The organism is Pseudomonas sp. 58 R 3, assembly GCF_900006605.1.
Lineage (GTDB): Bacteria > Pseudomonadota > Gammaproteobacteria > Pseudomonadales > Pseudomonadaceae > Aquipseudomonas > Aquipseudomonas salomonii.
The window spans coordinates 190,737-217,334 of sequence record NZ_CVTT01000050.1 but is presented as its reverse complement, the minus strand read 5'-3'; the positions used below and the strand labels follow the sequence as shown (position 1 = coordinate 217,334).

The following is a 26,598-nucleotide window of genomic DNA, read 5'->3' as shown; positions in this document are numbered from 1 at the left end:
TCAAGCCTAAACTCAAACGTAACCACTCATTGCAATACAGCCGCCACCACAAATAGCCGTACAGTGTGTTGGCGCATTGGGTTGTGTACAATGTGCCCTGTTTTTAGGTGATACTTGCCAGCAACACGCTGTTGACGTATTACCGTTAATTCGCCGCCGTTCTCCAAACCCGAGTGCCCATGAACGAACAGTTGCAACCTCTCAAGAAACAACCGCGAGCCGGCAAGGCCGGTCGCAGCGGAACCCAGGACGATATCGTCTACGCGCATATCTTCGAGGCGATCCTCGAACAACGCCTGGCGCCCGGTACCAAATTGAGTGAAGAAGCACTGGGCGAAATCTTCGGCGTCAGCCGCACCATCATCCGCCGCGCGCTCTCGCGCCTGGCCCATGAAGGTGTGGTACTGCTGCGGCCCAATCGCGGTGCGGTGGTGGCAAGCCCGAGTGTCGAAGAAGCCCGTCAGGTATTTCTCGCCCGGCGGCTGGTGGAGCGGGCGATCACTGAGCTTGCGGTGCAGCACGCCACGGCCGAGCAATTGGCCGAACTGCGCCAGATGGTCAACGATGAGCGCGACAGCTTCTCACGGGGTGATCGTGGTGCCGGTATCCGCCTCTCCGGCGAATTCCACTTGAAGCTCGCCGAAGCCGCGAAGAATGCGCCGCTGATCAGTTTCCAGCGCAGCCTGGTGTCGCAAACCTCGTTGATCATCGCCCAGTACGAAAGCGGCAACCGCTCGCACTGTTCCTACGATGAGCACACCCAGTTGATCGACGCGATCGAAGCACGCGACGCGACCCTGGCGGTGAATTTGATGATGCATCACATGGATCACATCGACAGCAAGCTCAACCTCGACGAGGAAAGCGCGTCGGATGATTTGCACGCGGTGTTCTCGCATTTGTTGCAGACCAAGAAGCCAGGGCGTTCTTCAGTCAAACTGTAATTTTCCAGGTTCGCCTGGGACTAAAAGTGTGGGAGCTGGCCAGCTCCCACACAAGCCAGCTCCCACATTTTTTTGTGGTGTGGCTCAGATCAGCGTTGATGCACCAGATTGCCGGCCGCGTAGGTCTGTAGAATCGTCCGGTCATCCCCCAACGTCATCAACACAAACAACGTCTCGGCAATGTTATTGGCCTGCTTCAAGCGATAGCTGAGCAGCGGCGTAGCGTTGTAGTCCAGCACCAAAAAGTCCGCATCCGTGCCCGGCTGCAACGTGCCGATCTTGTCTTCCAGGCGCAGTGCCCGCGCACCGCCCAAGGTGGCCAGGTACAGCGACTTGAACGGGCTCAACCGCGCACCCTGCAACTGCATGACCTTGTAGGCTTCATTCAGGGTTTGCAGCAGCGAGAAGCTGGTGCCGCCGCCCACGTCGGTGCCCAGGCCCACATTCAGCTTGTGCTTCTCGGCCATCGGCAAGTTGAACAGGCCGCTGCCAAGGAAGAGGTTCGAGGTCGGGCAGAACGCCACGGCCGAACCGGTCTCGGCCAACCGTGCGCACTCGTCATCACACAGGTGGACGCCGTGGGCAAACACCGAGCGCTCGCCCAGCAGTTTGTAGTGGTCGTACACGTCCAGGTAGCCGTTGCGCTCCGGGAACAGCTCTTTTACCCACTCGACTTCCTGTTTGTTCTCGCTGATGTGCGTCTGCATGTACAGGTCCGGGTATTCGCCCAGCAGTTGCCCGGCCAGCGCCAGTTGTTCCGGGGTGCTGGTCGGCGCAAAACGTGGCGTGACGGCATAGTGCAAACGGCCCTTGCCGTGCCAGCGTTCGATCAGCGCCTTGCTTTCCTGGTAGCCGGATTCGGCGGTGTCGGTCAGGTAGTCCGGCGCGTTGCGGTCCATCATCACTTTGCCGGCGATCATGCGCAGGTCGAGTTTCTCGGCGGCTTCAAAGAATGCATTCACCGACTGCGGGTGCACGCTGCCGAACACCAATGCTGTGGTGGTGCCGTTGCGCAGCAACTCCTTGATGAAGATATCCGCGACTTCTTCGGCGTGGGCCTTGTCGGCGAACTGGCTTTCACATGGGAAGGTGTAGGTGTTGAGCCAATCCAGCAACTGCTCGCCATAGGCACCGACCATGCCGGTTTGCGGCAGGTGAATGTGGGTGTCGATCAGGCCGGGCGTGATCAGCGCATCCTGATAATGGGTCACGTCGATGTCGGCGGGCAGGGTTGGCAGCAAATCGCTGGCGTGGCCCAGGGCGCTGATCTGGCCGTTATCGATCACCAGCAGGCCGTCTTCGAAATACTCATAGGAGGCTTCGATCCCCACTTCGGCGGGGTCGGCGATGCTGTGCAAAATGGCGGCACGGTAGGCTTTGCGAGTCAAAGGCATGGTGATCTCAATGGTTTAGATAGCTTGGCTGCGACGCGAGGCGGGCAGCAGTTTGGCAATAGGTTCGGCGCTCGCACTGTGCTGGCCGAAATTCGCGTTATAGGTGGCGATGATTTCGCCGGCGATGGAGATGGCGATCTCCACCGGCAGTTTGCCCTTCACCTCGGTGAGGCCCATGGGGCAGCGCATGCGTTGCAGTTGCGCGGTGTCGAAGCCGCGATCACGCAGGCGGTGTTCGAACTTGACCCGTTTGGTTTTTGAACCGATCAGGCCGAAATAGGCGAAGTCATTGCGCTTGAGCAGCGCGGCCGTCAGTTCCAGGTCCAACGCGTGATTGTGGGTCATCACGATGCAGTAACTGCCCACCGGCAGGTCGGCAATTTCGTCGACCGGCTCTTCGCTGACGATTTTACGCACGCCCTGAGGGATATGTTCCGGAAACTCCTGATCACGCGAATCAATCCAGCGCACCCGGCACGGCAGGCTCGCCAACAACGGTACCAGGGCGCGGCCGACATGGCCGGCGCCAAATACCGCGATCTGCGCCTGCACCTGGCCCATGGGTTCGAACAGCAACACCGTCACGCCGCCGCAGCATTGGCCCAGGCTGGCGCCGAGGCTGAAGCGCTCCAGATGGGTGTTCTGCTGGCCACGCACCAGCATGTCGCGGGCGATCTGCATCGCTTTGTATTCCAGGTGCCCGCCGCCGATGGTGTCGAAGGTGTGCGCGGCGCTGATCACCATTTTTGAGCCAGCGTTGCGCGGCGTGGAGCCAAGCTCTTCGATGATGGTCACCAGCACGCAGGGTTCACCCTGGTTCTGCAGGTCGGCGAGGGCGCTGATCCAGTTGTTCATAGTCACCTCCAGTCAGATCGTTCCCACGCTCCGCGTGGGAATGCATACCGTGACGCTCTGCGTCACAACAGCGGACGCAGAGCGTCCAAGGCGGCATTCCCACGCAGAGCGTGGGAACGATCAAGCCAGTTCAGTCTCAACGGCTTTTGCAGCGCTCAACTGCCGCATCTGCTCACAGCCCCACAACACCCGCTCAGGCGTCGCCGGCGCATCAATCTGCGGCTGATGGCGATAGTCGCCCAAACTCGCCACGGCATCCTTGATCGCACACCACGACGCAATCCCGAGCATGAACGGCGGCTCGCCCACGGCCTTGGAATGGAACACCGTGTCTTCCGGGTTCTTGCGGTTTTCCACCAGCTTCACGCGCAAATCCAGTGGCATGTCCGCCACGGCCGGGATCTTGTAGCTGGCCGGGCCGTTGGTCATCAGCTTGCCCTTGTTGTTCCACACCAGCTCTTCCATGGTCAGCCAGCCCATGCCCTGGATAAAGCCGCCTTCGACCTGGCCGATGTCGATGGCCGGGTTCAGCGAGGCGCCCACATCGTGAAGGATGTCGGTGCGCAGCATCTTGTATTCGCCGGTCAGGGTGTCGACGATCACTTCGCAGCAGGCCGCGCCGAATGCGAAGTAGTAGAACGGCCGACCCCGCGCCTGGCTGCGGTCGTAAAAGATTTTCGGCGTCTTGTAAAAACCGGTGCTCGACAGCGAAACCTGAGCGAAATACGCCTGCTGGATCAGCGCCTCAAAGGTCAGGATCTGATCGCGCACGCGCACGTGGCCATTGTGGAACTCAACGTCCGCTTCACTCACGTCGTACTTGCGCGCAGCAAACTCCACCAGGCGCTGCTTGATGGTTTCGGCAGCGTTCTGCGCGGCCTTGCCGTTCAAGTCGGCACCGCTGGAGGCGGCGGTTGGCGAGGTGTTGGGCACCTTGTCGGTGTTGGTGGCGGTGATCTGCACGCGGTCGATCTCGACCTGGAATATTTCAGCCACCACCTGCGCGACCTTGATGTTCAAACCCTGGCCCATCTCGGTGCCGCCGTGGTTCAGGTGGATGCTGCCGTCGGTGTAAATGTGGATCAGCGCACCGGCCTGGTTGAGGAAACTGGCGGTAAACGAAATACCGAATTTCACTGGCGTCAGTGCCAGGCCTTTTTTCAGAATCGGGCTGTGGGCGTTGTACAGGCGGATCGCTTCGCGGCGCTCGGCGTACTGGCTGCTGGCCTCAAGCTCGGCGGTCATTTCCTCGAGCATGTTGTGCTCGACGGTCTGGTAGTAGTGGGTGACGTTGCGTTCGGTCTTGCCGTAGTAATTGACCTTGCGCACCGCCAACGGGTCCAGCGCCAGATGGCGCGCAATGGCGTCCATGACTTCCTCGATGGCAACCATGCCTTGCGGGCCGCCAAACCCACGATACGCGGTGTTGGACGCGGTGTTGGTCTTGCAGCGGTGGCCGTTGACGGTGGCGTCGCCCAGGTAATACGAGTTGTCGGAGTGGAACATCGCGCGGTCGACAATCGAGTTGGACAGGTCCGGCGAACAACCGCAGTTGCCCGCCAGGTCCAGATTGATGCCGTGCAGGCGGCCGTTGTCGTCAAAGCCCACGTCGTATTCGATATAGAACGGGTGGCGCTTGCCGGTCATCAGCATGTCTTCGACACGCGGCAGGCGCATCTTGGTCGGCTGGCCGGTCAGGCGTGCAACCACCGCGCACAGGCACGCGGGGCTTGCGGCCTGGGTTTCCTTGCCGCCAAAACCACCGCCCATGCGGCGCATATCCACGACGATTTTATTCATCGACACGTCGAGTACTTCGGCTACCAGCTTTTGCACTTCGGTGGGGTTTTGCGTGGAGCAGTAGACGATCATGCCGCCGTCTTCGGTGGGCATGACCGAGGAAATCTGGGTTTCCAGGTAGAAGTGTTCCTGGCCGCCGATATGCAGGGTGCCCTGGATACGGTTTTTCGCGGTGGCCAGTGCGCCCGCCGAATCACCGCGTTGGTGGGTGTGACTGTCGAGCACAAAGTGCTTGTTGCGAAAGGCCTCCACCACATCCAGCACCGGTTCCAGGTCTTCGTATTCGATCACCGCCGCCATGGCCGCTTTGCGCGCGGTTTCCAGGTCGCGGGCGGCCACCGCCAGTACCACTTGGCCGACAAACTGCACGGTGTCGATGGCCAGCAACGGGTCGCCGGGCATCAGCGGGCCGATGTCTTTAAGGCCCGGCACATCTTCGTGGGTGATGGCGATGCGCACGCCGTCAAAGGCGTAGCAGGGCGCGGTGTCGATGCTGATGATGCGTGCGTGGGCGCGGTCGGACATGCGCGCATACAGGTGCAACTGGTTAGGAAACTCCAGGCGATCATCGATGTACTGCGCTTCACCGCTGACGTGCTTGGCGGCGCTGTCATGCTTGACGCTGCGGCCGACCCCGGAGGTCAGGTCCTGGGCAAACAGCTCGGCGAGTTCGGCCTGGGTTTTAACGACGGCGTGATGGTTAGACATAAGCGGTCACCCGAGTCTCGATGTGCGGTGTTTGCAGTTCGATGAAGTATTTGCGCAGCAGGTTCTGTGCGCTGAGCAGGCGGTATTCCTTGCTGGCGCGGAAGTCCGACAGCGGGGTGAAATCCTGGGCGAGGGCGGCGCAGGCTTTCTCCACCGTGGCGGCGTTCCAGGTCGCGCCCACCAATACGGTTTCGCAGCTGTTCGCGCGTTTGGGCGTGGCGGCCATGCCGCCGAACGCCACGCGGGCGTCGCTGATCACACCGTTGTCGATCTTCAGGTTGAAGGCCGCGCACACGGCGGAAATATCATCGTCCAGGCGCTTGGAAACCTTGTAAGCCCGGAACAGCGCGTGGCCCTTGGGCACGATGATCTTCTCGATAAACTCACTGTCCTGGCGGGCGGTGACGCGGTAGTCGATAAAGTAATCTTCCAGCGCCAAGGTGCGACGGGTGTCGCCCTTGCACAGCACGATCTGCGCGCCGAGGGCGATCAGCAATGGCGGCGAATCGCCGATGGGCGAGGCGTTGCCGATATTGCCGCCCAGGGTGCCCTGGTTGCGGATCTGCAGCGAGGCGAAGCGGTGCAACAAATCGCCGAAGTCCGGGTATTCGTGGTGCAGCGCGCTGTAGCAGTCGGACAGCGGTGTGGCCGCGCCGATTTCCAGGCGGTCGTCGAACGACTCGATGCGCTTCATCTCTTCAATGTTACCGACGTAGATCATCACCGGCAGCACGCGGTGAAACTGCGTGACTTCCAGCGCCAGATCAGTGCCGCCCGCCAGCAAGCGCGCCTGCGGGTAGGCGTCGTAGAGGTCGGCCAGGTCGGCCACGGTGAGCGGCACCAGGCAGCGTTTGTCGCCGCTGTTGAGTTCACCGGTTTGCGTGGGCGCGATGGCTTTGAGACGGGCGATGGTCTCGGCCTGGCGGCTGTCGAACTGATCCACCGGCTTGTTGCAGCAGGCCTGTTCGGCGGCGGCCAGAATCGGGCGATAACCGGTGCAACGGCACAGGTTGCCGGCCAGCGCTTCATGGGCTTTCTGGCTGTCGGGGGCGTCGCTGTTCTTTTGCAGGGCAAACAGCGACATCACAAAGCCTGGGGTGCAAAAGCCGCATTGCGAGCCGTGGCACTCGACCATGGCTTGCTGCACGCTGTGCAGTTGGCCTTGATGCTTGAGGTCTTCGACGCTGATCAGTTGTTTGCCGTGCAATGACGACACAAACGTCAGGCAGGAATTGAGGCTGCGATAGCGGATCTGCTCCGCACCTTGAGTGTCGGTGTGCAATTCGCCGACTACCACGGTGCATGCACCGCAATCGCCGCTGGCGCAGCCTTCCTTGGTACCGGATTTGCCCAAATGCTCGCGCAAATAGTTGAGCACGGTCAGGTTGGGGTCCAGGGCGTGCTCGCTACGGAGTTCCTGGTTAAGTAAAAACTGGATCACGGAAGGCCTCGCAGACTCATTATTGTTGTTAACCGCTTTGCGCCGAATCTAGTCATGTCTGACTTTTCGGTCAACGATTTTCTGACCAGAAGGTCAAGAAATTGCGATCGCAACCCTTTCAATTATGGTCCAGTCTTCTGGAACCGGTGTTTTTGCTGGCTTTTGGCTTTTCAGCGTTGCTTATTTCATGCCACATTCGCGCCTGTGGGCGTAGCGCCATCAGCCAGCCAATGCGCTACACTGCCGCGCTTGTACCGATAGCAGATTTTGAAGGGAAAACATGACGTTCAAGGCGCCGGACAGTCTCGCCGAGCAAATTGCTCACCACCTCGCCGAACGTATCATTCGCGGCGATCTCAAGCCTGGGGAGCGGATCCAGGAACAGAAAGTCACGCTGGCACTGAATGTCAGCCGTGGCTCCGTGCGTGAAGCTTTGCTGATTCTCGAGCGCCGCCACCTGATCGCGATCCTGCCGCGCCGTGGCGCCCACGTCACCGAACTCACCGCGCACAAGGTGCAGAGCCTGTGCACGCTGATGGGCGAGTTGTACATATTGCTCGGCAATTCGGTGGCTGAAGGCTGGAAGGTCCAGGCCGACATGGCGCCGTTCCTGCAGATCCAGCAACGGTTGGTGGCCAGTTTCGAGCGTCAGGACATCCGTGCCTTCGTCGAAGAAAGCTTCAGTGTGATGCGCGCCGCGTACCCCTTCGCCAACAACCCGTATTTGCAGGAAACCGTCGAAAACCTGCAGCCGGCGATGAACCGTGCCTATTACCTGGCCCTGGACCAGCGCAAGGCGGAGATGAGTGAGTACCTGACGCTGTTCGAGCACCTGCTCGCGGCGGTGCTCGCCCGTGACCTGCCGCAGATCCGCCAGGTGCTGTCGGCCTATTGCGAGCGCAGCAGCTCGCTGGTCATCGCTGCGTTGGCAGGCGCCTAAGCGTGCGGCTCAAGTGCATCAAACTGGCGGGGTTCAAATCCTTCGTCGACCCGACCACGGTGAACTTCCCCAGTAACATGGCGGCGGTGGTCGGGCCCAATGGTTGCGGCAAGTCGAACATTATCGATGCCGTACGTTGGGTGATGGGCGAGAGCTCGGCAAAAAACCTGCGTGGCGAGTCGATGACCGACGTCATCTTCAACGGCTCCACCAGCCGCAAGCCGGTGAGCCAGGCCAGCATCGAACTGGTGTTCGATAACTCCGATGGCACCTTGATCGGTGAATATGCGGCCTACGCGGAAATCTCGATTCGCCGCAAAGTGACGCGCGACAGCCAGAACAGTTACTTCCTCAACGGCACCAAATGCCGTCGACGTGATATCACCGATATTTTCCTCGGTACCGGCTTAGGCCCGCGCAGCTACTCGATCATCGAGCAGGGCATGATCTCCAAGCTGATCGAAGCCAAGCCCGAAGACCTGCGCAACTTTATCGAAGAAGCGGCCGGCATCTCCAAGTACAAGGAGCGCCGCCGCGAGACCGAAAACCGTATCCGCCGCACCCACGAAAACCTCGCCCGCCTGACCGACCTGCGTGAAGAGCTGGAGCGTCAACTCGAACGCCTGCACCGCCAGGCCCAGGCCGCCGAGAAGTACCAGGAATACAAGGGCGAAGAGCGCCAGCTCAAGGCGCAGCTCTCGGCCCTGCGCTGGCAGGCGCTCAATGATCAGGTCGGCCAGCGCGAAGCGATCATCGGCACCCAGGAAATCAGCTTTGAAGCGCTGGTGGCCGAACAGCGTAATGCCGACGCCAGCATCGAGCGCTTGCGTGACGGTCACCATGACCTGTCCGAGCGCTTCAATCTGGTGCAGGGGCGGTTCTACTCGGTAGGCGGCGACATTGCCCGGGTCGAGCAGAGCATCCAGCATGGCCAGCAGCGCCTGCGGCAGTTGCAGGATGATTTGAAAGAGGCCGAACGCGCGCGGCTGGAAACCGAGTCGCACCTGGGCCACGACCGCACCTTGCTGCTGACGTTGGGCGAAGAGCTGGACATGCTCACGCCCGAGCAGGAAATCACCAGCGCCGCCGCCGAAGAGGCCGCCGCCGCCCTCGAAGAAGCCGAAACCACCATGCACGGCTGGCAGGAACAGTGGGACACGTTCAACCTGAAATCCGCCGAGCCGCGCCGCCAGGCTGAGGTGCAGCAATCGCGCATCCAGCAACTGGAAACCAGCATGGAGCGCCTGGCCGAACGCCAGCGCCGCATGCAGGAGGAGCGCGCGTTGCTCGCCGCCGACCCGGAAGACGCGGCGATCATGGCGCTGAGCGAGCAACTGGCCGAAAGCGAGATGACCCTGGAGGAGCTGGAGGCCAGCGAAGAACAACAAGTGGAGCGCCTGGAGCAATTGCGTCAGCAACTGCAACAGGCGACCCAGGCCCAGCAGCAGGCCCAGGGCGATTTGCAGCGGCTCAACGGGCGCTTGGCGTCGCTTGAAGCCTTGCAGCAGGCCGCGCTGGACCCAGGCACCGGCACCGCCGAGTGGCTGCGTGACCAGCACCTGGCCGAGCGTCCGCGCCTGGCCGAAGGCTTAAAAGTTGAAGCGGGCTGGGAGCTGGCGGTCGAGACCGTGTTGGGCGCCGACCTGCAAGCCGTATTGGTGGATGATTTTGGCGGTTTCGACCTGGCCGGCTTTGCCCAGGGCGATTTGCGTTTGCTCAGCCCCGCAGCCGATGGCACGCGGGTGCCGGGCAGTTTGCTCGACAAGGTGGAGGCGGCGATTGATCTGTCGCCATGGCTGGGCCAGGTCAAACCGGTTGAATCATTGGAGCAGGCCCTGGCCCAGCGCGGCCAATTGGGCGCCGGCGAAAGCCTGATCAGCCGAGACGGTTATTGGGTGGGCCGGCATTTCCTGCGCGTGCGTCGCGCCAGTGAGGCCGAGAGCGGCGTATTGGCCCGAGGCCAGGAAATCGTCAACCTGAGCGCCGAACGCGAAGAGCGCGAGGCCACCCTCGAAAGCCTGGAAACCGAACTGCAAACCCTGCGTGCCACTCAGCGCCAACAAGAGACCGGCCGCGAACACCTGCGCCGCCTGTTGCAGGACGAAGCGCGCCAGCAAGGCGAATTGAAAGCGCAGTTGTCGGCGAGCAAGGCGAAGGCCGAGCAACTGACCCTGCGCCGCACCCGCCTTGACGAAGAAGTGGCCGAGATGGGCGAGCAGCGCGCCCTCGAACACGAACAGATCGGCGAGGCGCGCCTGCACTTGCAGGAAGCCCTCGACAGCATGGCGCTGGATACCGAGCAGCGCGAGCTGCTGCTGGCCCAGCGCGACAGCCTGCGTGAACGCCTCGATCGCGTGCGCCAGGAAGCCCGTCAGCACAAAGATCACGCCCATCAGTTGGCAGTGCGCCTGGGCTCGTTGCAGGCCCAACACACCTCCACGCGCCAGGCCCTTGAGCGTTTGGAGATGCAGTCCGAACGCCTGACCGAAAAGCGTGAGCAACTGAGCCTCAACCTGGAGGAGGGCGAAGCGCCGCTGGAAGAATTGCGCCTCAAGCTCGAAGAGTTGCTCGACAAACGCATGACCGTCGACGAAGAACTCAAGACCGCGCAAATCGCCCTGGAAGACGCCGACCGCGAACTGCGCGACGCCGAGAAGCGCCGGACTCAGGCCGAGCAGCAATCCCAGCTGATTCGCGGCCAGCTCGAACAACAGCGCATGGAGTGGCAAGCCCTGACCGTGCGCCGCAAGACCCTGCAAGACCAGCTGCTCGAAGACGGCTACGACCTGCACGGCGTGCTCACTACCTTGACCGCCCAGGCCAACGAAAAAGACGCCGAAGAAGAACTCGAGCGCATCGCCGCGCGTATCCAGCGCCTCGGCGCGATCAACCTCGCAGCCATCGACGAATACCAGCAGCAGTCCGAACGTAAACGTTATCTGGACGCCCAGGACGCCGACCTGGTCGAAGCACTGGACACGCTCGAGAACGTGATTCGCAAGATCGACAAGGAAACCCGTAACCGCTTCAAAGATACCTTTGATCAGATTAATGGCGGTTTACAGGCGTTATTCCCGAAAGTTTTCGGTGGAGGCAGCGCCTACTTGGAACTGACGGGCGAAGATCTACTCGATACAGGGGTGACGATCATGGCGCGGCCGCCGGGCAAGAAGAACAGCACTATCCATTTGTTGTCCGGTGGCGAAAAGGCCCTGACCGCATTGGCCCTGGTATTTGCGATCTTCAAGTTGAACCCGGCGCCGTTTTGCATGCTCGACGAAGTTGACGCGCCGCTGGATGACGCTAACGTTGGACGCTACGCTCGGTTGGTTAAAGAGATGTCCCAGACCGTGCAGTTCATCTATATCACCCACAACAAGATCGCCATGGAAATGGCCGATCAGTTGATGGGCGTGACGATGCACGAGCCGGGTTGTTCGCGATTGGTGGCGGTGGATGTCGAAGAAGCGATGGCGATGGTGGAATCCTGAGCCGGGCCTGGAAAGGATTTTGGTAGGGCGATGTAAGGCGATTTACCGGTCTGGCAAAAGTGGCAAATGGACATATTTGTTCAAGGCATTTTGACAGACGGTGTAAAGTTATCTTGGGTCGTGCTAGTTTAATGTCAAATTTTCGTATGCGTGGGCAAAACGTCAGTCAGAACATAGAGTTGGCGCCACGTTTTAAAGCGGTTTGGACGTTGCTAAACCCCTTATTTTTCAGCATTTTTTATTAGAGGCACGGGATTACATGGAAATCGGTCTGCGCGAGTGGCTGATCGTCATCGGCATTATTGTCATTGCCGGTATTCTTTTTGATGGCTGGCGCCGCATGCGCGGTGGCAAGGGTAAGCTCAAATTCCGTCTGGACCGTAACCTGTCCAACTTGCCCGACGACGACGGCAGCGCCGAGCTGCTGGGGCCGCCCCGTGTGCTGGATACCCATAAAGAACCGCAACTGGACGAGCATGACTTGCCGTCGATGAGCGCGCCGGTGCGTGAAGCCCGCGAGCCGTCGTCCAAGCGAGGCAAGCGCGCCAGTGCCGCTGTGGCCGAGCCGCATCAGGGCGACCTGAACCTCGACGTTGACGAAGGCCCGAGCTTCAGCAGCCGTGATGATGACTTCCCCGATGAAAACGTCGGCAAGCCTGCAGCGCGCCAGTCGGTAAACGATCAGCCGGCCGCCGAAGAGGTTTTGGTGATCAGCGTGATCTGCCGCGACGCCGCCGGCTTCAAAGGCCCGGCACTCTTGCAGAACATTCTCGAGAGCGGCCTGCGTTTTGGCGAGATGGATATTTTCCACCGCCACGAAAGCATGGCCGGTAACGGCGAAGTGCTGTTCTCCATGGCTAACGCGGTCAAACCGGGTACTTTCGACCTGGACGATATCGACCTGTTCAGCACCCCGGCGGTGAGTTTCTTCCTTGGTCTGCCAGGCCCGCGTCACCCGAAACAAGCGTTCGACGTGATGGTGGCCGCAGCCCGCAAGCTGTCCCAGGAACTCAACGGCGAGCTCAAGGACGACCAACGCAGCGTTCTGACTGCCCAGACCATCGAGCATTACCGTCAGCGCATCGTCGAGTTCGAGCGTCGTGCCCTGACACAAAAACGCTGAGGATTGGTCTTCAGCGTTGTCAGTAGAATAAGCGCACTAACATATTGAGCAGCTTCGGCTGCTCTTTTGCTTTATGAGAGAACACCCATGACCGCCGCCCACACCCGCATCCTCGAACTGCGCGCTGAACTGGATCAGCACAATTACCGTTACCACGTTCTCGACGAGCCGAGCATTCCGGACGCCGAGTACGACCGGCTGTTCCATGAGCTCAAGGCCCTGGAGGCCGAGCACCCGGAACTGGTGACGCGTGATTCACCGACGCAGCGGGTCGGCAGTGCGGCGCTCTCGGCGTTCACCCAGGTCAAGCACGAGATACCGATGCTCAGCCTGGGCAACGCCTTCGATGAAACCACCATGCTCGAATTTGATCGCCGGGTGACCGAAGGTCTCGACCTGCCGGTGGGTGATCTGTTTGGCGGCGGTGCAGCGGTGCAATACAGCTGCGAGCCCAAGCTGGACGGCCTGGCAGTCAGCCTGCTGTATCAGGACGGCGAGCTGGTGCGCGGCGCCACGCGCGGCGATGGCACCACTGGCGAAGACATCAGCGTCAATGTGCGCACCGTGCGCAATATCCCGTTGAAACTGCACGGCAGCGGTTGGCCGGCAACCCTGGAAGTGCGCGGCGAAGTGTTCATGTCCAAGGCCGGCTTCGAGCGGCTGAACGCCTCGCAACTGGAAGTGGGCGGCAAGACCTTCGCCAACCCGCGTAATGCCGCCGCCGGCAGCCTGCGTCAGTTGGACTCGAAGATCACCGCCAGCCGTCCGCTGGAGTTCTGCTGCTATGGCGTGACCACCGACATCAGCGACACCCATATCGGCAACCTGCAGCAACTCCAAAAGTGGGGCATGCCCATCAGCCATGAGCTGAAGCTGGCCAAGGGCATTCAGGATTGCCTGGCCTACTACCGCGATATCGGCGAGCGGCGTAACAGCCTGCCGTATGAGATCGACGGCGTGGTGTTCAAGGTCAACAGCATTGCTTCCCAGAGGGAGTTGGGCTTCCGCGCCCGTGAACCACGCTGGGCCATCGCGCATAAATTCCCGGCCATGGAAGAGCTGACCGAATTGCTCGACGTGGAATTCCAGGTGGGCCGCACCGGCGCTGTAACCCCGGTGGCGCGCTTGAAGCCGGTCAAGGTCGCCGGTGTAACGGTGTCCAACGCAACCTTGCACAACATGGACGAAGTCGCGCGCCTGGGCCTGATGATCGGCGACACGGTGATCATCCGTCGCGCCGGTGATGTGATCCCGCAAGTCGTCTCGGTGGTCACCGAGCGCCGCCCGGAAAACGCCCGCGCCGTGCAAATCCCCGAAAGCTGCCCGGTGTGCGGCTCCCATGTGGAGCGTACGCAACTGGTCAAGCGCAGCAAGGGCAAGGAAACCGTCAGCGAAGGCGCGGTTTACCGCTGCGTCGGGCGCCTGGCCTGTGGCGCGCAGCTCAAGCAGGCGATCATCCATTTTGTGTCGCGCCGCGCCATGGACATTGACGGCCTGGGCGACAAAACCATCGAGCAACTGGTGGATGAAAAACTTATCGGCTCGCCAGCTGACCTCTACAAACTCAAATACGAGCAGATCATCGACCTGGAAGGCTTTGCCGATATTTCCAGCAAGAAGCTGATCACCGCCATCGAAAACAGCAAGACCCCGACCCTGGCGCGGTTTATCTACGCCTTGGGCATACCGGATGTGGGCGAGGAGACCGCCAAGGTGCTCGCGCGTTCGCTGGCGTCCCTTGAGCGCGTGCAGCAGGCCTTGCCCGAAGTGCTGACGTACTTGCCGGACGTGGGCCTGGAAGTGGCCCACGAGATTCACAGCTTCTTTGAAGACAGCCATAACCAGGACGTGATTGGCGCGCTGCTGTCGCCGGATGAATGCGGCCTGCAATTGCAGGATCAGGGCGACCTGAGCGCCGAATTCGCCGCCAGCACCACCCTGGGCGGCTTGCTCGACAAGCTGCACGTACCCAGCGTAGGGCCTGGCGCCGCGCAAAAACTCGCCGACAAGTTCGCCAGCCTCGAAGGCGTGATCAAGGCCGACTGGCTGGATATGCGCCAGGCGCTGCCCGAGAAGCAGGCCAAGGCGGTGCGCGAGTTTTTTGATAACCCGGACAATGCCAACCATGCCCTGGCCATCGAGCAGCAGCTCAAAGACTTCGGTATGCATTGGCAGAGCGAGAAGAAGGTCGTCGAAGGCTTGCCGGAAGCGGGGCATACCTGGGTGCTGACCGGCTCCCTGGAGCTGATGAGCCGCGACGTGGCCAAGGACAAGCTCGAAAGCCTGGGCGCCAAGGTGGCCGGTTCTGTCTCGGCCAAGACCCACTGCGTGGTCGCCGGGCCGGGCGCGGGCTCCAAGCTGGCCAAGGCCGCCGAGCTGGGCCTTAAGGTGCTGGACGAAGAGGCCTTTGTCGCTTTCCTGGCCAAACACAACATCACCGTCTGATGATCGTTCCCACGCTCCGTGTGGGAATGCAGCCCTGGACGCGCTGCGTCTGCTCTCGAACGTCGTGACGCAGAGCGTCACCGCAGGCATTCCCACGCAGAGCGTGGGAACGATCCTTCACGGTAAATGATCTAGTCTTGGTCACCCAGGGAGAGATCACCATGTTCCGCTACTTCGAGCAACTCAGTACGCGCATCGCCGCACCGTTCATGGCCGGATCCTCGCGCAGCAGCAAGGTGTGGCAATGCCGCTGCGGCCAGTCGCTGTTTTTTCGCAACAGCCAGTGCCTGGTCTGTTCTGCGCTGTTGGGCTATCAACCCCAGCAAAGCCGGCTGTCGTCGCTACAGCCCGGCCCAGTCGCCGGCACATGGCTACAGGACGATAACCTCGACGCCGGCGCCTTCCGTCGCTGCGCCAACCTCGACACCCCAGCCGCCTGCAACTGGCTGATTCCGGCCCACAGCACCGCGCCGCTGTGCGTGGCGTGTAGCCTCAACCGCACCATCCCTGACCTGTCGATCCCGGAAAACCCCGAACGCTGGCGCAAAGTCGAAACCGCCAAGCGCCGGTTGGTGGCGCAACTGATCAGCCTGGGCCTGCAAGTGGTGCCCAAAAGTGTTGACGAAGACAGCGGCCTGGCCTTCGATTTCGTCGGCATCGACCTGGAAGGCAACGCACCCACCACCGGCCACGCCAACGGCCTGGTCACCCTCGATATCAAGGAAGCCGACGACGCCCACCGCGAGAAAGTCCGTGTGCAAATGCGCGAGCCGTATCGCACGTTACTTGGCCATTTTCGCCACGAAGTCGGCCATTATTACTGGGACCGGCTGATCGCCAACAGCCATTGGCTTGAACCGTTTCGTAGCCTGTTCGGCGATGAACGCGCCAGTTACGCCGAGGCGCTCGACCAGCATTACCAAAACGGCCCACGCCCCGACTGGCAGCAAACCTGCGTCAGCGCCTACGCGACCATGCACCCCTGGGAAGACTGGGCCGAAACCTGGGCTCACTACCTGCACATGATGGACGCCGTCGATACCGCGCTGGGCTTTGGCATGAGCGCCCGCGAGATGGACCTGGATTACCAGCCGTTCCCGCTGACCACGCTCTTTGAGCCCGAACACCCTGGCGGCCCGGCCTTCCTGTCGTTCGTCAACGCCTGGATCGAACTGGCCGGCATGCTCAACGAACTGTCGCGCAGCATGGGCCAGCCGGATTTCTACCCCTTTGTGTTGCCGCCTGCGGTGATCGCCAAGCTGCACTTCATTCACTTGGTGATTCAGGAGGAGGGCGGCAGGGCCGATGAAGTGGTGCAAGCACAGTAATCCGCCCGATGTGGGAGCTGGCTTGCCTGCGATTGCGCTGTGTCAGTCAACGAATGCCCCAACTGATACACCGCAATCGCGGGCAAGCCCGGCTCCCACAGGGTTCTGCAGGGTTATCGAGGTGGTGGACAAGTGCTTGAGCCCCTTCATATTTTTAATCGGGAACAACGGTTGTAACTTCCGATGAGATCGGTACAATGGCGCGGCTTGCCGAGAGGCCAGCGTCGTTATGGTGACCCCATCGGTCCCCCCGCAACGATTACCCGTGAACCTGGTCAGAGCCGGAAGGCAGCAGCCACAGCGGGAACATTGTGTGCCGGGGTGTGGCTGGTGGGGTTGCCTCCATAACGCTCTTCCTTGTTTTCACCCTTCCTGTTTCAAATCAAACACTCTTTCACTCGCTCATCTGCCATTTTTTGCGCAGCGTGACGGCTTTGTGCTGGAAAACTTTCAGTTGCCTGCTAGCGTCATTCTTGTAAGCGACCCTGTGCTGGAGTAGTGAAGATGTGATGGCACTCCTTTGATCCATTAAGGTGATTGCCATGCCTGCACTTCTCAGTGCTTCAGTCGGTACCCCAGGCAAGGCGCGTAATGTGCCTGCTGATGTTCAGTACATTCAGCGCCTGTTTAACCTGATTACACCCCACCCCGCTTCGCGGCTGGTGGAAGATGGCAAGTGCGGTCCGCTGTTATTACAGCGCATCAACGACTATCAGGTGAATCGTCTCAAGTTCAGTAACCCCGATGGGGTGATTGACCCGGCAGGTCGCACGTTCAGCAGCCTGGTCGAAGACGCGAGCAAGGCCAACCCAGGCGCGCCACCCCGTCGGCAGTTAGTCACCCAGGCCACGTGTGACGGTCGTATCACCCTCACCGATGCTGACTTTCAGAGCGCCGCCACAGCATTGGGTAATGGTGTTTCAGTGAACCTGATCAAGGCGTTCGCCACGGTGGAGTCCGGTGGACGTTCCGGGTTCGGGCCGGCCAAAATGCCGGTGATCGCCTACGAGGGCCATATCTTTCGCAAGTACACGCAACAAAAGTACGACAGAGCCTACCCGTTTCTCTCATACCCTTATCTGGAAAAGGCTGGCCCGCAATGGTGGGCTAACAACAGGGATCAAACCAAGGCCTGGCAGACGCTGGCCGATGCATTCGAGTTGGACCAGGAGGCAGCGCTGATGTCGGCGTCCTACGGCATGTTTCAGGTCATGGGCTTCAACTTTGCGGCGTGCGGATTCAAAAACGTGTTTGATTTTGTTGCGGCGATGAAACTCAATGCCGGCCAGCAATTGATGGCGTTCGTTGGTTTTTGCCGCAAGAATCCGGCCTTGCTCAACGCCATGAAGAATAAGGACTATGCCGGCATGGCGCGCAATTACAACGGCAAAGACTATGGCGACTACGATCGGCGGATTCAGCGCGCCTACGAGGCGCTGGAAAGGAAAAAGTAGCGGCGTATGACGGGTGTTTCACAACGTGCAAAGCGCCCACTGGACAACCCAAAACCATCTTGTTAGTTTCCGCCAGCCATTTGTTTCAATTCATGACAAGTGTGCTGCGATGATATTGAAGTGCTATCACTTCTTTAATTAACAAGGATGTCTTGATGAAAAGCCTGCCAGGGTTGCCCCGTCTTATCAGTGCTTCAGTGGGCGCGCCGGGTAAAGCGCGCAATTTGCCCGCCGATGTTCAGTGCATTCAGTATTTATTCAATTTGATCATTCCCAAGATGGGCTTTGCGCTGGCCGAAAATGGTAAGTGCGATGGGCAATTGGTGCAGTGCATCAGCCAGTATCAGTTCCGGCATCTCAAATATGCGCACCCCGATGGCGTGATCGACCCCACCGGCCGAACCTTCAACAGCCTGATCGAAGAAGCGGTGAAGGTGCCGGTAAAAGCCTTCCCGGCGATGCGCATTCCCAGCTTTCTCAACGCGTTTGGCAATAACGGCGGCGATGCGGTTCAGGCCACGGTCAATGTGTACCTGGAGCGCATGCGCGCCATGATCGAAGCCGAGCGGCGCAACCGGCAGTTGATGCTCCAGGCCACGTGCGATGGCGGCATGACGCTGACCGATACCGACTTTCAGAGCGCTGCCACCCAGTTGGGCAGCGGCATTTCGGTGAATATCATCAAGGCGTTCGCTACGGTCGAATCCGGCGGGCGTTCCGGGTTCGGGCCGGCCAAGTTGCCCGTGATTGCCTTTGAAGGCCACTTGTTTCGCAAGTACACCAAGCACATCTATGACCAGGCGCACCCGCTGCTGTCTTACATCTACGTGAGAAAGGCCGGACCGCAGTGGCAGGTCAACAACAAGGACCAGACCAAGGCCTGGGAGACCATGGCTACCGCGTTTGCGCTGGATCAGGAGGCGGCATTGATGTCGGCGTCCTGGGGCATGTTTCAAATCATGGGGTTCAACTACACCTCCTGCGGTTACAAGACGGTGTTTGAATTCGTTGCCGCCCTGAAGATCAATGCCGGTAACCAATTAAAAGCGTTTATCGGTTTTTGCAGCCAGAGCCCGGCCCTGATCAAGGCCATGAAAGATAAAGACTACGTGGCCATGGCGCGTAACTATAACGGCAAGGATTACGGCGACTACGACAGCCGTATCAAAAAGGCCTACGAAGCATTGGAAGGGAAGAAATAAGATGAGCCGTTTTCTAGCGATGAGCGTGTTGTCGTTTTGCGCCTTGGCGCCAACCTTGGCAGGTGCCGCCGAGCTGCATTCCGGCCAATACGAAGGGCTGATGCTGGCGGTCACGCCTGAGCATCAGGTCGAAGGCTACTACGCAGAAGAGCTGGGCGAGGGTGTGACCCGCAGTTGCACGTTCTACCTGCAGGGCCAGCCTGAAGCGCTCACCACCTGGCTCGACAAGGCGTACCCCGGCAGCGTGGCGGCGTCCTCCGACGGCGTGACCTTGACGGTAGAACAGGGGCGCGAGCATCCCGGTTGTGTCAGCGTGTTGATGCCGGAAATCGCCACCGGTCTGGACCTCACCCAAACCGCCAGCAAGCAATGGATCGGCCTGGTGACCGTGACGGCCGACAAGGCTTACCTGCTGAAAAAACCAGGCGCTGAAGCCGCCAAGCGCGCGTATATCGTCAAGGACGATGTGGTCGGCGTTCTGGGGTTCAAGGACGGCTGGGCCAAAGTCGAATTCACCAATGCCAAAGACCATACCTACACCGGCTGGATCAGCCAAAACCAGTACGCACGCTTGGTTGCGCCGCAAGCCGACTAGCCGAACGTCTCCCGCAGCAGCCCGGCAAACGCATCCCGCGCCAGGTGGCGCTGGGTGTCTTTGTGCCAGAACAGCAGGTTGTCCACGGCCTGCAATTCCTCGAACCGGTAGGAGGCCAGTTGGTTGGCCTGCTCATAGCGGGCCAGGATGCCTTCCGGCGCCAACGCCACGCCAATCCCTGCACTGACGCAACCAATGATGGTGCCCCAACTGGCATAGCTGGCGATGCTTGGTTTGAAGGCGTGCGGTTTGATCCAGTTCTCCAGCGCCGCGCGATACGGACAACCGGGCGGCCACACCAGCAAGGTGCGGCCTGCCAAGTCTTCGGCACTGTTGATCGGCGCGCTGGAGGCGCTGGCGATCAGCACCAGGCGTTCACTGTAGACCACGCTGTGTTCGAGCTTGGCGCGCTTGCCGCCCGAGGCCACCAGCGCCACATCGAGGCGATGGTGTTGCAGGTCGTCGAGCAGTTGCGCCCAGGCGCCGGTGACCAGCTCCAGGCTGACTTCCGGGTAGCGCCGGTGGTATTCGGCCAGCAGCGGTGGCAGGCGGCCACTGGCGCTGGATTCCACCGCGCCGATGCGCAGCGTGCCGCGTGGAATCGCGTTGGCATCCACTGCGCGTTTGGATTCGTCCACCAGCGCCAGGATGCGTTCACAGTAATCGAGAAAGATTTCCCCGGCGGCACTGATGGCCAGCCCACGGCCTGCGCGAATAAACAGCGGCGTGCCCAACTCGCTTTCCAACTGCTTGATACGCGTGGTGATGTTGGATGGCACGCAGTGCAATTGCAGCGCGGCCTGGGCCACGCTGCCGGTTTGGGCCACGGCGCGCACCATTTTCAGTTGGGCCAGTTCCATTGCTCAGTTCCAATGATTTCAGAAGTCAGAAACGCTTAATTGTCCTGCGCCTTGCGCGGCTCAAGACTGATGGTATTCCCTCTCAGTCTCTGGATGCCGTCGATGAATGCCCCGTCACCCGTAAAGCTTACGCTAGTCATCGCTGGCGTGATTCTCTGTTGGGCTTATTCGCCGATTGGCGTGCACATGGGGCTGCACAGCTACAGCCCCGGCCAATTGGCGCTGCTAAGATTTCTGATCGCCTCGGTGTTCATGGGCGGCATCGCCCTGGCGGCAGGCATCGGCCGGCCGCGTGTGCGGGATTTGCCGTGGTTGCTGGTGTTGGGGTTTTTCGGCGTGTTCCTGCACCACACCAGCCTCAACTACGGGCAACAATGGGTGACGGCGGCGGCATCGAGTGTGCTGGCGCAGTCGGCGCCGCTGTTCAGTGTGGTGATCGCGTTTTTCTGTTTGAAAGAACGGGTCAGCGCCTGGCGGTGGGGCTGCGTCTTGCTCGGCTTGTTCGGTGTGCTGGTGGTGATCTGGGGCGATCATGGCGTCGGTGATATCGACCCGCGCGGCTTGCTGATCCTGCTGGCTGCCGTGTCGTGGAGCGTGTATTTCGCCATCCAGAAGCATTACGCCCATCGCTATAGCCCACTGACCATGGCGTGCTACATGGTGTGGGCGGGCACCTTGATGCTGTGCGTGAACCTGCCGGGCTTGCCGGCTGCCGTGGCCCAGGCGCCGTTGCCGGAGAACCTGTCGGTGCTGGTATTGGGGATTTTCCCCAGCGCCCTGGCGTACCTGGCCTGGGGCTATGTGCTCAAGCACGTGGACGTCAGCCGCGCCACGGTGGCGATGTACCTGATACCGCCGGTGGCCATGCTGATGGCTTCGACCCTGCTGGGCGAGCACATTGCCCTGCAAGTGATACTGGGCGCGGTGATCGTGCTGGCCAGTGTCGCCGCCATCAGCCTTGAAGGGCGCTGGCGCTCAATCGCTCAGGCTGAACGCGCGCAGCCGGTGGCCGTCGAGGTCCTCGGCGACAAAGGTGTAGCCGAAGTCCAGGTGGGTGGGTGACTGGATGATGGTCGCGCCGCGCTCGACCCACTGAGCGTGCAGGGCGTCCACGGCGGCTGGGTCCGGCAGCGAGAACCCTACTTCGCTGCCGCCGCCGGTGAGGTGGGCTGCGGGCTCCACGGTATGACGCGACCACAGCCCCAGCTTGACGCCGTTGTCGAGAATGAACAGGGCGAACGTCGGGTTCAGTTCCACAGGCGGCTTGCCCAGCAGGCGGCTATAGAAATTGGCGCTGGTGGCCGGGCTGTCGACGTAGAGCAGGAAGTAATGGGCGACGGTGTGCATGCAGGCTCCTTGCGAACGGGCGGTTAAGTGAGCCCAGTCTAAGGCGCGGCCCTGTCAGTTTTTGTCAGGAGCGTTCTTGTCAGGAGAGCTTTTGTCAGGAGTGCGCAGCGGTCGCGCATTCTCCCCGGTGTAGAGTTTGATCAGGTCGTCGATCTCGCCCGACATTTTCATCCGCAGCAGCGTGCGCAAGATCTGTTGCACCGGCACGTTCGGGTCATTGCGCACGATGCAGCCCAGGTTTTGTTCATCGATCACCGCGACGTTGTGCAGTCGCAGGCTTGGGGGCACTTTCAGGTTGAAACGGTCCAGGGTCCATTCGTTGATCACGGCGTATTCGAAACGCGCGGCCACCAGCTTGTGCAGCACCAATTCCTCGCTGCGCGAATCGTCGCGGGTCAGTTGGCCGCTGGCGAACAGCGGTTCGAGCACGGCATAGCGGTAGTTGAGCACCGTGCCAATGGCCTGGGGTGCCAACGTGGCCACCTGTACAGGCGGCGCGTGGGCACTGGCCAACACATTGCGCTGCACCATCAACGGCACGCTCCAGGTGTAGTCGCCGGACAGGTTGTCGAGCCAATCCTGGGCGACATAGCAGCGCACATCGACCTCTGCACGTGCCATGGCGCCGGCGATTCGCGCCCGGGCCAGCACATGGAACTCGGCCGGGCGCCCGACCTGGGTGGCCAGGCTCAACATCAAGTCATACAAAATGCCCTGGGTGGGCCGGTCACCTTCCAGCTGGGCCATGGGCATTGCCCAGCTATCGGAAACCGCAAAACGCAACGGTGCGGGCGCCGCCAGGCAAGCAACGGAAATCATCCATAAAGCGCCCAGGACTACGCGCATACACTCTCCGGGTTCAGGCCTTTGGCGGGCCAGTCAGGCAAGCTTAGTCAGATTAGACGAGCGTGCCGGATGCAATTTCCCCCTTGCTCCGCTAGCATTACCGGCTTCCGCTTCCCAGTTGCGACGGTTTTCGATGAGTTATCAGGTTCTTGCACGTAAATGGCGCCCGCGCTCGTTCCGCGAAATGGTCGGCCAGACCCATGTGCTCAAGGCTCTGATCAATGCCTTGGACAGCCAACGGCTGCACCACGCCTACCTGTTCACCGGTACTCGCGGGGTCGGCAAGACCACTATCGCGCGCATTATTGCCAAGTGCCTGAACTGTGAAACCGGCATCACGTCGACACCCTGCGGCACTTGTTCGGTATGCCGCGAGATCGACGAGGGGCGTTTTGTCGACCTGATCGAGATCGACGCCGCGAGCCGCACCAAGGTCGAAGACACCCGCGAGCTGCTCGACAACGTGCAGTACGCGCCGAGCCGTGGGCGCTTCAAGGTCTACCTGATCGACGAAGTGCACATGCTCTCCAGCCATTCCTTCAACGCGCTGTTGAAAACCCTGGAAGAGCCGCCGCCCTACGTTAAGTTCATCCTGGCCACCACCGACCCGCAGAAACTTCCTGCAACGATCTTGTCGCGGTGCCTGCAGTTTTCCCTGAAAAACATGACGCCTGAGCGCGTGGTCGAGCATTTGACCCATGTGCTGGGCGTCGAGAACGTACCGTTCGAAGACGACGCGTTGTGGCTGCTTGGCCGCGCTGCCGATGGCTCGATGCGTGATGCCATGAGCCTCACCGACCAGGCCATCGCCTTTGGTGAAGGCAAAGTCATGGCCGCGGATGTGCGCGCCATGCTTGGCACGCTGGACCACGGCCAGGTGTTCGACGTGCTGCATGCGCTGATCGAAGGTGACGCCAAGGCGCTGCTCGAAGCCGTGCGCCACTTGTCGGAGCAAGGCCCGGACTGGAACGGCGTGCTCTCGGAAATCCTCAATGTGCTGCACCGCGTGGCCATCGCCCAGGCGTTGCCCGAAGGTGTCGACAACGGCCATGGCGACCGCGACCGCGTATTGGCGCTGGCCCAGGCGTTGCCGGCCGAAGACGTACAGTTTTATTACCAGATGGGCCTGATCGGTCGCCGGGATCTGCCCCTGGCGCCAGACCCGCGCGGCGGCTTTGAAATGGTCTTGCTGCGGATGCTGGCCTTCCGGCCCGCCGACTCGGCAGACGCACCGAGACAGCCGCTAAAGCCAGTGGGGATCAGCCAGGCCACAGTTGATTCCGCCAAACCAGTGGCTGGCGCGGCGGTAGTCGCGCCAGTAGTTGCTGCACCTGAACCTGCGCCGGTTGCTCCGGCGCCAGAACCAGTGGTTACCGCGCCGGTGGTCGAACCTGCGCCCGTGGTTGAGCCTGAGCCTGCTCCCGCGCCGGTGGTTGACCTGCCCTGGAACGATCCGGTGGACGCAGAAGCTGAACCTGAAGTCGAGCAAGTACCCGTCGTGGAACCCGTGCTGGAAACCACCGGCGAGCAGCCCGAGCTGACGCCGATGCCCACGCCGACCCCGGACAGCGCGGTGCCGGACGCGCCGGAATGGGTGTCGGCGCCCGTCCCCGAGCCGACCGTTGCGCAGGTGGACGCCGCTACGCCGGGTATCGACCTCGATGACGAGCCGCCGCTAGACGAAGATTACATCGAGCCGGACATGGATTCGGCCTACAGCTACCTGGACGACCTGGCCAGCGAGCACACCGCCGAGCCGGCCCCCGAGCCCGAAGCGGAACCCGCTGCCGCCCCGGCCACCGGCCTGGCGTTGCAATGGTTGGAATTGTTTCCTAAATTGCCAATCTCCGGCATGACCGGCAGCATCGCCGCCAACTGCACCTTGATCGCCATCGAGGGCGACCACTGGCTGTTGCACCTGGACCCGGCCCACAGCGCCTTGTTCAACGCGACCCAGCAACGCCGACTCAACGATGCGCTGAACCAGTACCATGAACGCACGCTGACCATCGCCATCGAACTGATCAAGCCGGAGCAGGAAACCCCGGCCCAGGCGGCGACCCGTAAGCGCATCAACCGTCAGCGTGAGGCCGAAGACTCGATCCATGGCGACCCGCTCATCCAGCAGTTGATGCAACAGTTCGGTGCGGTGGTGCGTCACGATACTATTGAACCTGTCGAAGCCCCGGTGCCCCAAGCGTCATAAAACCGGGCTACTAATTGATTGATCCACGTACTTTGAGGTGATTCCCATGATGAAAGGTGGCATGGCCGGCCTGATGAAGCAGGCGCAGCAGATGCAGGAAAAGATGGCCAAGATGCAGGAAGAACTGGCCAACGCCGAAGTCACCGGTAAAGCCGGTGGCGATATGGTCAGCGTGGTGATGACCGGTCGTCACGACATCAAGCGCGTAAGCATCGACCCAAGCGTGTTGCCAGGCGTGGGCGAAGATGACCTGGAAATGCTCGAAGCGCTGTTCGCCGCGGCCGTCAACGACGCCGTGCGCAAGATCGAAGCCAACAGCCAGGAAAAAATGGGTGGCGTGACTGCCGGCATGCAACTGCCGCCGGGCATGAAGCTGCCGTTCTGATTGTGCAGCGTTAGCTAGACTCAAATGCCAGGCATCGCGCCTGGCATTTTTGTTTGTGGTGTGATCGTTCCCACGCTCTGCGTGGAAATGCCGCCCCAAGACGCTGCGCGTCTAATATGAACCCTGGCACGGTACGCAGGGTCTGCACCCTATACCGAAAGATTCGTTAAAGGAGCCTGCGCATGCCTCAAGAACCCATTCTTAACCAGCGTATTGTCCTGGTCTCGCGCCCGCAGGGCGCGCCGACCCCGGAAAACTTTCGCCTGGAACGTGTGAACCTGCCGGAGTTGGCCGATGGCCAGGTGCTGCTCAAAACCCTGTACCTGTCCCTCGACCCCTACATGCGTGGACGCATGAGTGACGCGCCGTCCTACGCAGCTCCGGTGGAAATCGACGAAGTGATGACCGGTGGTGCCGTCAGCCGAATCGAACAATCGCGTAACCCGAAGTTCGGTGTAGGCGACCTGGTAGTAGGTTCCACCGGCTGGCAGAGCCATAGCATATCTGACGGGCACAACCTGATCCCGGTGCCCAAAGGCCTGGCCAGCCCCTCGATGGCGCTGGGTGTATTGGGTATGCCCGGCATGACCGCGTACATGGGCCTGATGGATATCGGCCAGCCCAAGGCCGGGGAAACCCTGGTGGTGGCGGCTGCCTCCGGCGCGGTGGGCTCGGTGGTCGGGCAGGTTGCCAAGCTTAAAGGCTTGCGCGTGGTGGGGATTGCCGGCGGTGCGGACAAGTGCCGTTATGTGGTCGACGAGCTGGGTTTTGACGCCTGTATCGACCACAAGAGCGCCGATTTTGCCCAACAGCTGGCGTTGGCCTGTTTCAAAGGCGTGGACATCTACTTTGAAAACGTTGGCGGCAAAGTCTTCGACGCCGTGCTGCCGCTGCTCAACCCCAAGGCGCGCATTCCGCTGTGCGGCTTGATCGCCGGCTACAACGCCCATGAAGCGCCCAGCGGCCCTGATCGGCTGCCGGCACTGCAACGCACCTTGTTGACCAAGCGCGTGCGCATCCAGGGCTTTATCGTGTTCGATGACTATGGCGATCGCCAGCCGGAATTCCTCAGCGCCATGGCGCCATGGGTGCGCGACGGCAAGATCAAGTTCCGCGAAGACGTGGTCGATGGCCTGGAACAGGCACCCGAAGCCTTTATCGGTTTGCTCGAGGGGCGCAACTTCGGCAAGTTGGTGGTGCGCGTCGCGCAGGATTGAGCATTTGACGCTAATCC

Annotated in this window: 20 protein-coding genes and 1 other RNA gene; 14 read left to right on the top strand and 7 right to left on the bottom strand. The window is 61.0% G+C overall.

What is annotated here, in order from left to right; translation table 11 throughout:
* Positions 1–179 precede the first annotated feature (179 nt).
* On the top strand, positions 180–944 hold the full coding sequence (locus BFP92_RS13580; protein ID WP_017134778.1) for a GntR family transcriptional regulator: 765 nt from the start codon (positions 180–182) through the stop codon (positions 942–944).
* A gap of 89 nt (positions 945–1,033) precedes the next feature.
* Here the strand turns inward: BFP92_RS13580 and guaD are convergent, their stop codons facing one another.
* The 4 genes from guaD to xdhA form a co-directional block, all read right to left on the bottom strand.
* Complete coding sequence (guaD, locus tag BFP92_RS13575; protein WP_065929867.1) at positions 1,034–2,338, bottom strand: guanine deaminase; 1,305 nt, start codon at positions 2,336–2,338, stop codon at positions 1,034–1,036.
* Between the two features lie 15 nt (positions 2,339–2,353).
* Positions 2,354–3,193, bottom strand: coding sequence for a xanthine dehydrogenase accessory protein XdhC (gene xdhC, locus BFP92_RS13570; RefSeq protein ID WP_065929866.1), 840 nt, complete (start codon positions 3,191–3,193; stop codon positions 2,354–2,356).
* 120 nt (positions 3,194–3,313) lie between these two features.
* Positions 3,314–5,701 (bottom strand): xanthine dehydrogenase molybdopterin binding subunit, encoded by a 2,388-nt coding sequence (gene xdhB, locus BFP92_RS13565; protein WP_065929865.1) that lies wholly within the window; start codon positions 5,699–5,701, stop codon positions 3,314–3,316.
* Positions 5,694–7,142 (bottom strand): xanthine dehydrogenase small subunit, encoded by a 1,449-nt coding sequence (gene xdhA, locus BFP92_RS13560; protein ID WP_065929864.1) that lies wholly within the window; start codon positions 7,140–7,142, stop codon positions 5,694–5,696. Before xdhA ends, xdhB begins: the two co-directional genes overlap by 8 nt.
* A 280-nt stretch (positions 7,143–7,422) precedes the next feature.
* Here xdhA and BFP92_RS13555 point away from each other — a divergent pair, with 280 nt between their 5' ends.
* The 9 genes from BFP92_RS13555 (at position 7,423) to BFP92_RS13515 (ending at position 19,720) form a co-directional block, all read left to right on the top strand.
* A complete protein-coding gene (locus BFP92_RS13555; RefSeq protein ID WP_065929863.1) occupies positions 7,423–8,082 on the top strand; it encodes a GntR family transcriptional regulator in 660 nt (219 codons plus the stop codon).
* A gap of 2 nt (positions 8,083–8,084) precedes the next feature.
* Entirely contained in the window at positions 8,085–11,573 is a 3,489-nt protein-coding gene (smc, locus tag BFP92_RS13550) for a chromosome segregation protein SMC (RefSeq protein WP_065929862.1), read from the top strand.
* Between the two features lie 259 nt (positions 11,574–11,832).
* Entirely contained in the window at positions 11,833–12,696 is an 864-nt protein-coding gene (gene zipA, locus BFP92_RS13545; protein ID WP_056861545.1) for a cell division protein ZipA, read from the top strand.
* Positions 12,697–12,783: 87 nt separating this feature from the next.
* A complete protein-coding gene (gene ligA, locus BFP92_RS13540; protein WP_065929861.1) occupies positions 12,784–15,141 on the top strand; it encodes an NAD-dependent DNA ligase LigA in 2,358 nt (785 codons plus the stop codon).
* A gap of 161 nt (positions 15,142–15,302) precedes the next feature.
* Positions 15,303–16,469, top strand: a complete 1,167-nt coding sequence (locus tag BFP92_RS13535) for a zinc-binding metallopeptidase family protein (RefSeq protein WP_065929860.1) — start codon at positions 15,303–15,305, stop codon at positions 16,467–16,469.
* A gap of 239 nt (positions 16,470–16,708) precedes the next feature.
* An RNA gene (gene ffs, locus BFP92_RS13530) (signal recognition particle sRNA small type) lies at positions 16,709–16,805 on the top strand.
* A 191-nt stretch (positions 16,806–16,996) separates the two neighbouring features.
* On the top strand, positions 16,997–17,923 hold the full coding sequence (locus tag BFP92_RS13525) for an N-acetylmuramidase family protein (protein WP_065929859.1): 927 nt from the start codon (positions 16,997–16,999) through the stop codon (positions 17,921–17,923).
* A 155-nt stretch (positions 17,924–18,078) separates the two neighbouring features.
* Positions 18,079–19,125 (top strand): N-acetylmuramidase family protein, encoded by a 1,047-nt coding sequence (locus tag BFP92_RS13520; protein WP_058422082.1) that lies wholly within the window; start codon positions 18,079–18,081, stop codon positions 19,123–19,125.
* 1 nt (position 19,126) lies between these two features.
* On the top strand, positions 19,127–19,720 hold the full coding sequence (locus BFP92_RS13515; RefSeq protein WP_065929858.1) for an SH3 domain-containing protein: 594 nt from the start codon (positions 19,127–19,129) through the stop codon (positions 19,718–19,720).
* Here the strand turns inward: BFP92_RS13515 and BFP92_RS13510 are convergent.
* Positions 19,717–20,580 carry a LysR family transcriptional regulator gene (locus BFP92_RS13510; protein WP_065929857.1) on the bottom strand — a complete coding sequence of 288 codons (864 nt, stop codon included), beginning with the start codon at positions 20,578–20,580 and terminating at the stop codon, positions 19,717–19,719. The two genes, BFP92_RS13515 and BFP92_RS13510, sit on opposite strands and share 4 nt — an antisense overlap.
* Before the next feature lie 102 nt (positions 20,581–20,682).
* Here BFP92_RS13510 and BFP92_RS13505 point away from each other — a divergent pair, with 102 nt between their 5' ends.
* On the top strand, positions 20,683–21,642 hold the full coding sequence (locus BFP92_RS13505; RefSeq protein WP_065929856.1) for a DMT family transporter: 960 nt from the start codon (positions 20,683–20,685) through the stop codon (positions 21,640–21,642).
* On the opposite strand, the gene BFP92_RS13500 is transcribed toward BFP92_RS13505, so the two are convergent.
* Complete coding sequence (locus tag BFP92_RS13500) at positions 21,556–21,927, bottom strand: VOC family protein (protein WP_065929855.1); 372 nt, start codon at positions 21,925–21,927, stop codon at positions 21,556–21,558. The two genes, BFP92_RS13505 and BFP92_RS13500, sit on opposite strands and share 87 nt — an antisense overlap.
* A gap of 54 nt (positions 21,928–21,981) precedes the next feature.
* Entirely contained in the window at positions 21,982–22,773 is a 792-nt protein-coding gene (locus BFP92_RS13495; RefSeq protein ID WP_065929854.1) for a type 2 periplasmic-binding domain-containing protein, read from the bottom strand.
* A gap of 133 nt (positions 22,774–22,906) precedes the next feature.
* On the opposite strand from BFP92_RS13495, the gene dnaX reads away from it, so the two are divergent.
* From dnaX to BFP92_RS13480, 3 genes are all read left to right on the top strand, one after another.
* Positions 22,907–24,979 carry a DNA polymerase III subunit gamma/tau gene (gene dnaX, locus BFP92_RS13490; RefSeq protein ID WP_065929853.1) on the top strand — a complete coding sequence of 691 codons (2,073 nt, stop codon included), beginning with the start codon at positions 22,907–22,909 and terminating at the stop codon, positions 24,977–24,979.
* Positions 24,980–25,025: 46 nt separating this feature from the next.
* Positions 25,026–25,364, top strand: coding sequence for a YbaB/EbfC family nucleoid-associated protein (locus tag BFP92_RS13485; RefSeq protein WP_003175481.1), 339 nt, complete (start codon positions 25,026–25,028; stop codon positions 25,362–25,364).
* A 182-nt stretch (positions 25,365–25,546) separates the two neighbouring features.
* Positions 25,547–26,581: an NADP-dependent oxidoreductase gene (locus BFP92_RS13480; protein ID WP_065929852.1), complete on the top strand. Its 1,035-nt coding sequence runs from the start codon at positions 25,547–25,549 to the stop codon at positions 26,579–26,581.
* The last annotated feature ends 17 nt before the right edge of the window (positions 26,582–26,598 follow it).

What these genes read in the sequence shown, in the direction of transcription:
- BFP92_RS13580 (WP_017134778.1), top strand. Translation starts at nt 180, where the DNA reads ATGAACGAACAGTTGCAACCTCTCAAGAAACAACCGCGAGCCGGCAAG.
- guaD (WP_065929867.1), bottom strand. Translation starts at nt 2,338, where the DNA reads ATGCCTTTGACTCGCAAAGCCTACCGTGCCGCCATTTTGCACAGCATC.
- xdhC (WP_065929866.1), bottom strand. Translation starts at nt 3,193, where the DNA reads ATGAACAACTGGATCAGCGCCCTCGCCGACCTGCAGAACCAGGGTGAA.
- xdhB (WP_065929865.1), bottom strand. Translation starts at nt 5,701, where the DNA reads ATGTCTAACCATCACGCCGTCGTTAAAACCCAGGCCGAACTCGCCGAG.
- BFP92_RS13555 (WP_065929863.1), top strand. Translation starts at nt 7,423, where the DNA reads ATGACGTTCAAGGCGCCGGACAGTCTCGCCGAGCAAATTGCTCACCAC.
- zipA (WP_056861545.1), top strand. Translation starts at nt 11,833, where the DNA reads ATGGAAATCGGTCTGCGCGAGTGGCTGATCGTCATCGGCATTATTGTC.
- ligA (WP_065929861.1), top strand. Translation starts at nt 12,784, where the DNA reads ATGACCGCCGCCCACACCCGCATCCTCGAACTGCGCGCTGAACTGGAT.
- BFP92_RS13535 (WP_065929860.1), top strand. Translation starts at nt 15,303, where the DNA reads ATGTTCCGCTACTTCGAGCAACTCAGTACGCGCATCGCCGCACCGTTC.
- BFP92_RS13520 (WP_058422082.1), top strand. Translation starts at nt 18,079, where the DNA reads ATGAAAAGCCTGCCAGGGTTGCCCCGTCTTATCAGTGCTTCAGTGGGC.
- BFP92_RS13515 (WP_065929858.1), top strand. Translation starts at nt 19,127, where the DNA reads ATGAGCCGTTTTCTAGCGATGAGCGTGTTGTCGTTTTGCGCCTTGGCG.
- BFP92_RS13510 (WP_065929857.1), bottom strand. Translation starts at nt 20,580, where the DNA reads ATGGAACTGGCCCAACTGAAAATGGTGCGCGCCGTGGCCCAAACCGGC.
- BFP92_RS13505 (WP_065929856.1), top strand. Translation starts at nt 20,683, where the DNA reads ATGAATGCCCCGTCACCCGTAAAGCTTACGCTAGTCATCGCTGGCGTG.
- BFP92_RS13500 (WP_065929855.1), bottom strand. Translation starts at nt 21,927, where the DNA reads ATGCACACCGTCGCCCATTACTTCCTGCTCTACGTCGACAGCCCGGCC.
- BFP92_RS13495 (WP_065929854.1), bottom strand. Translation starts at nt 22,773, where the DNA reads ATGCGCGTAGTCCTGGGCGCTTTATGGATGATTTCCGTTGCTTGCCTG.
- dnaX (WP_065929853.1), top strand. Translation starts at nt 22,907, where the DNA reads ATGAGTTATCAGGTTCTTGCACGTAAATGGCGCCCGCGCTCGTTCCGC.
- BFP92_RS13485 (WP_003175481.1), top strand. Translation starts at nt 25,026, where the DNA reads ATGATGAAAGGTGGCATGGCCGGCCTGATGAAGCAGGCGCAGCAGATG.
- BFP92_RS13480 (WP_065929852.1), top strand. Translation starts at nt 25,547, where the DNA reads ATGCCTCAAGAACCCATTCTTAACCAGCGTATTGTCCTGGTCTCGCGC.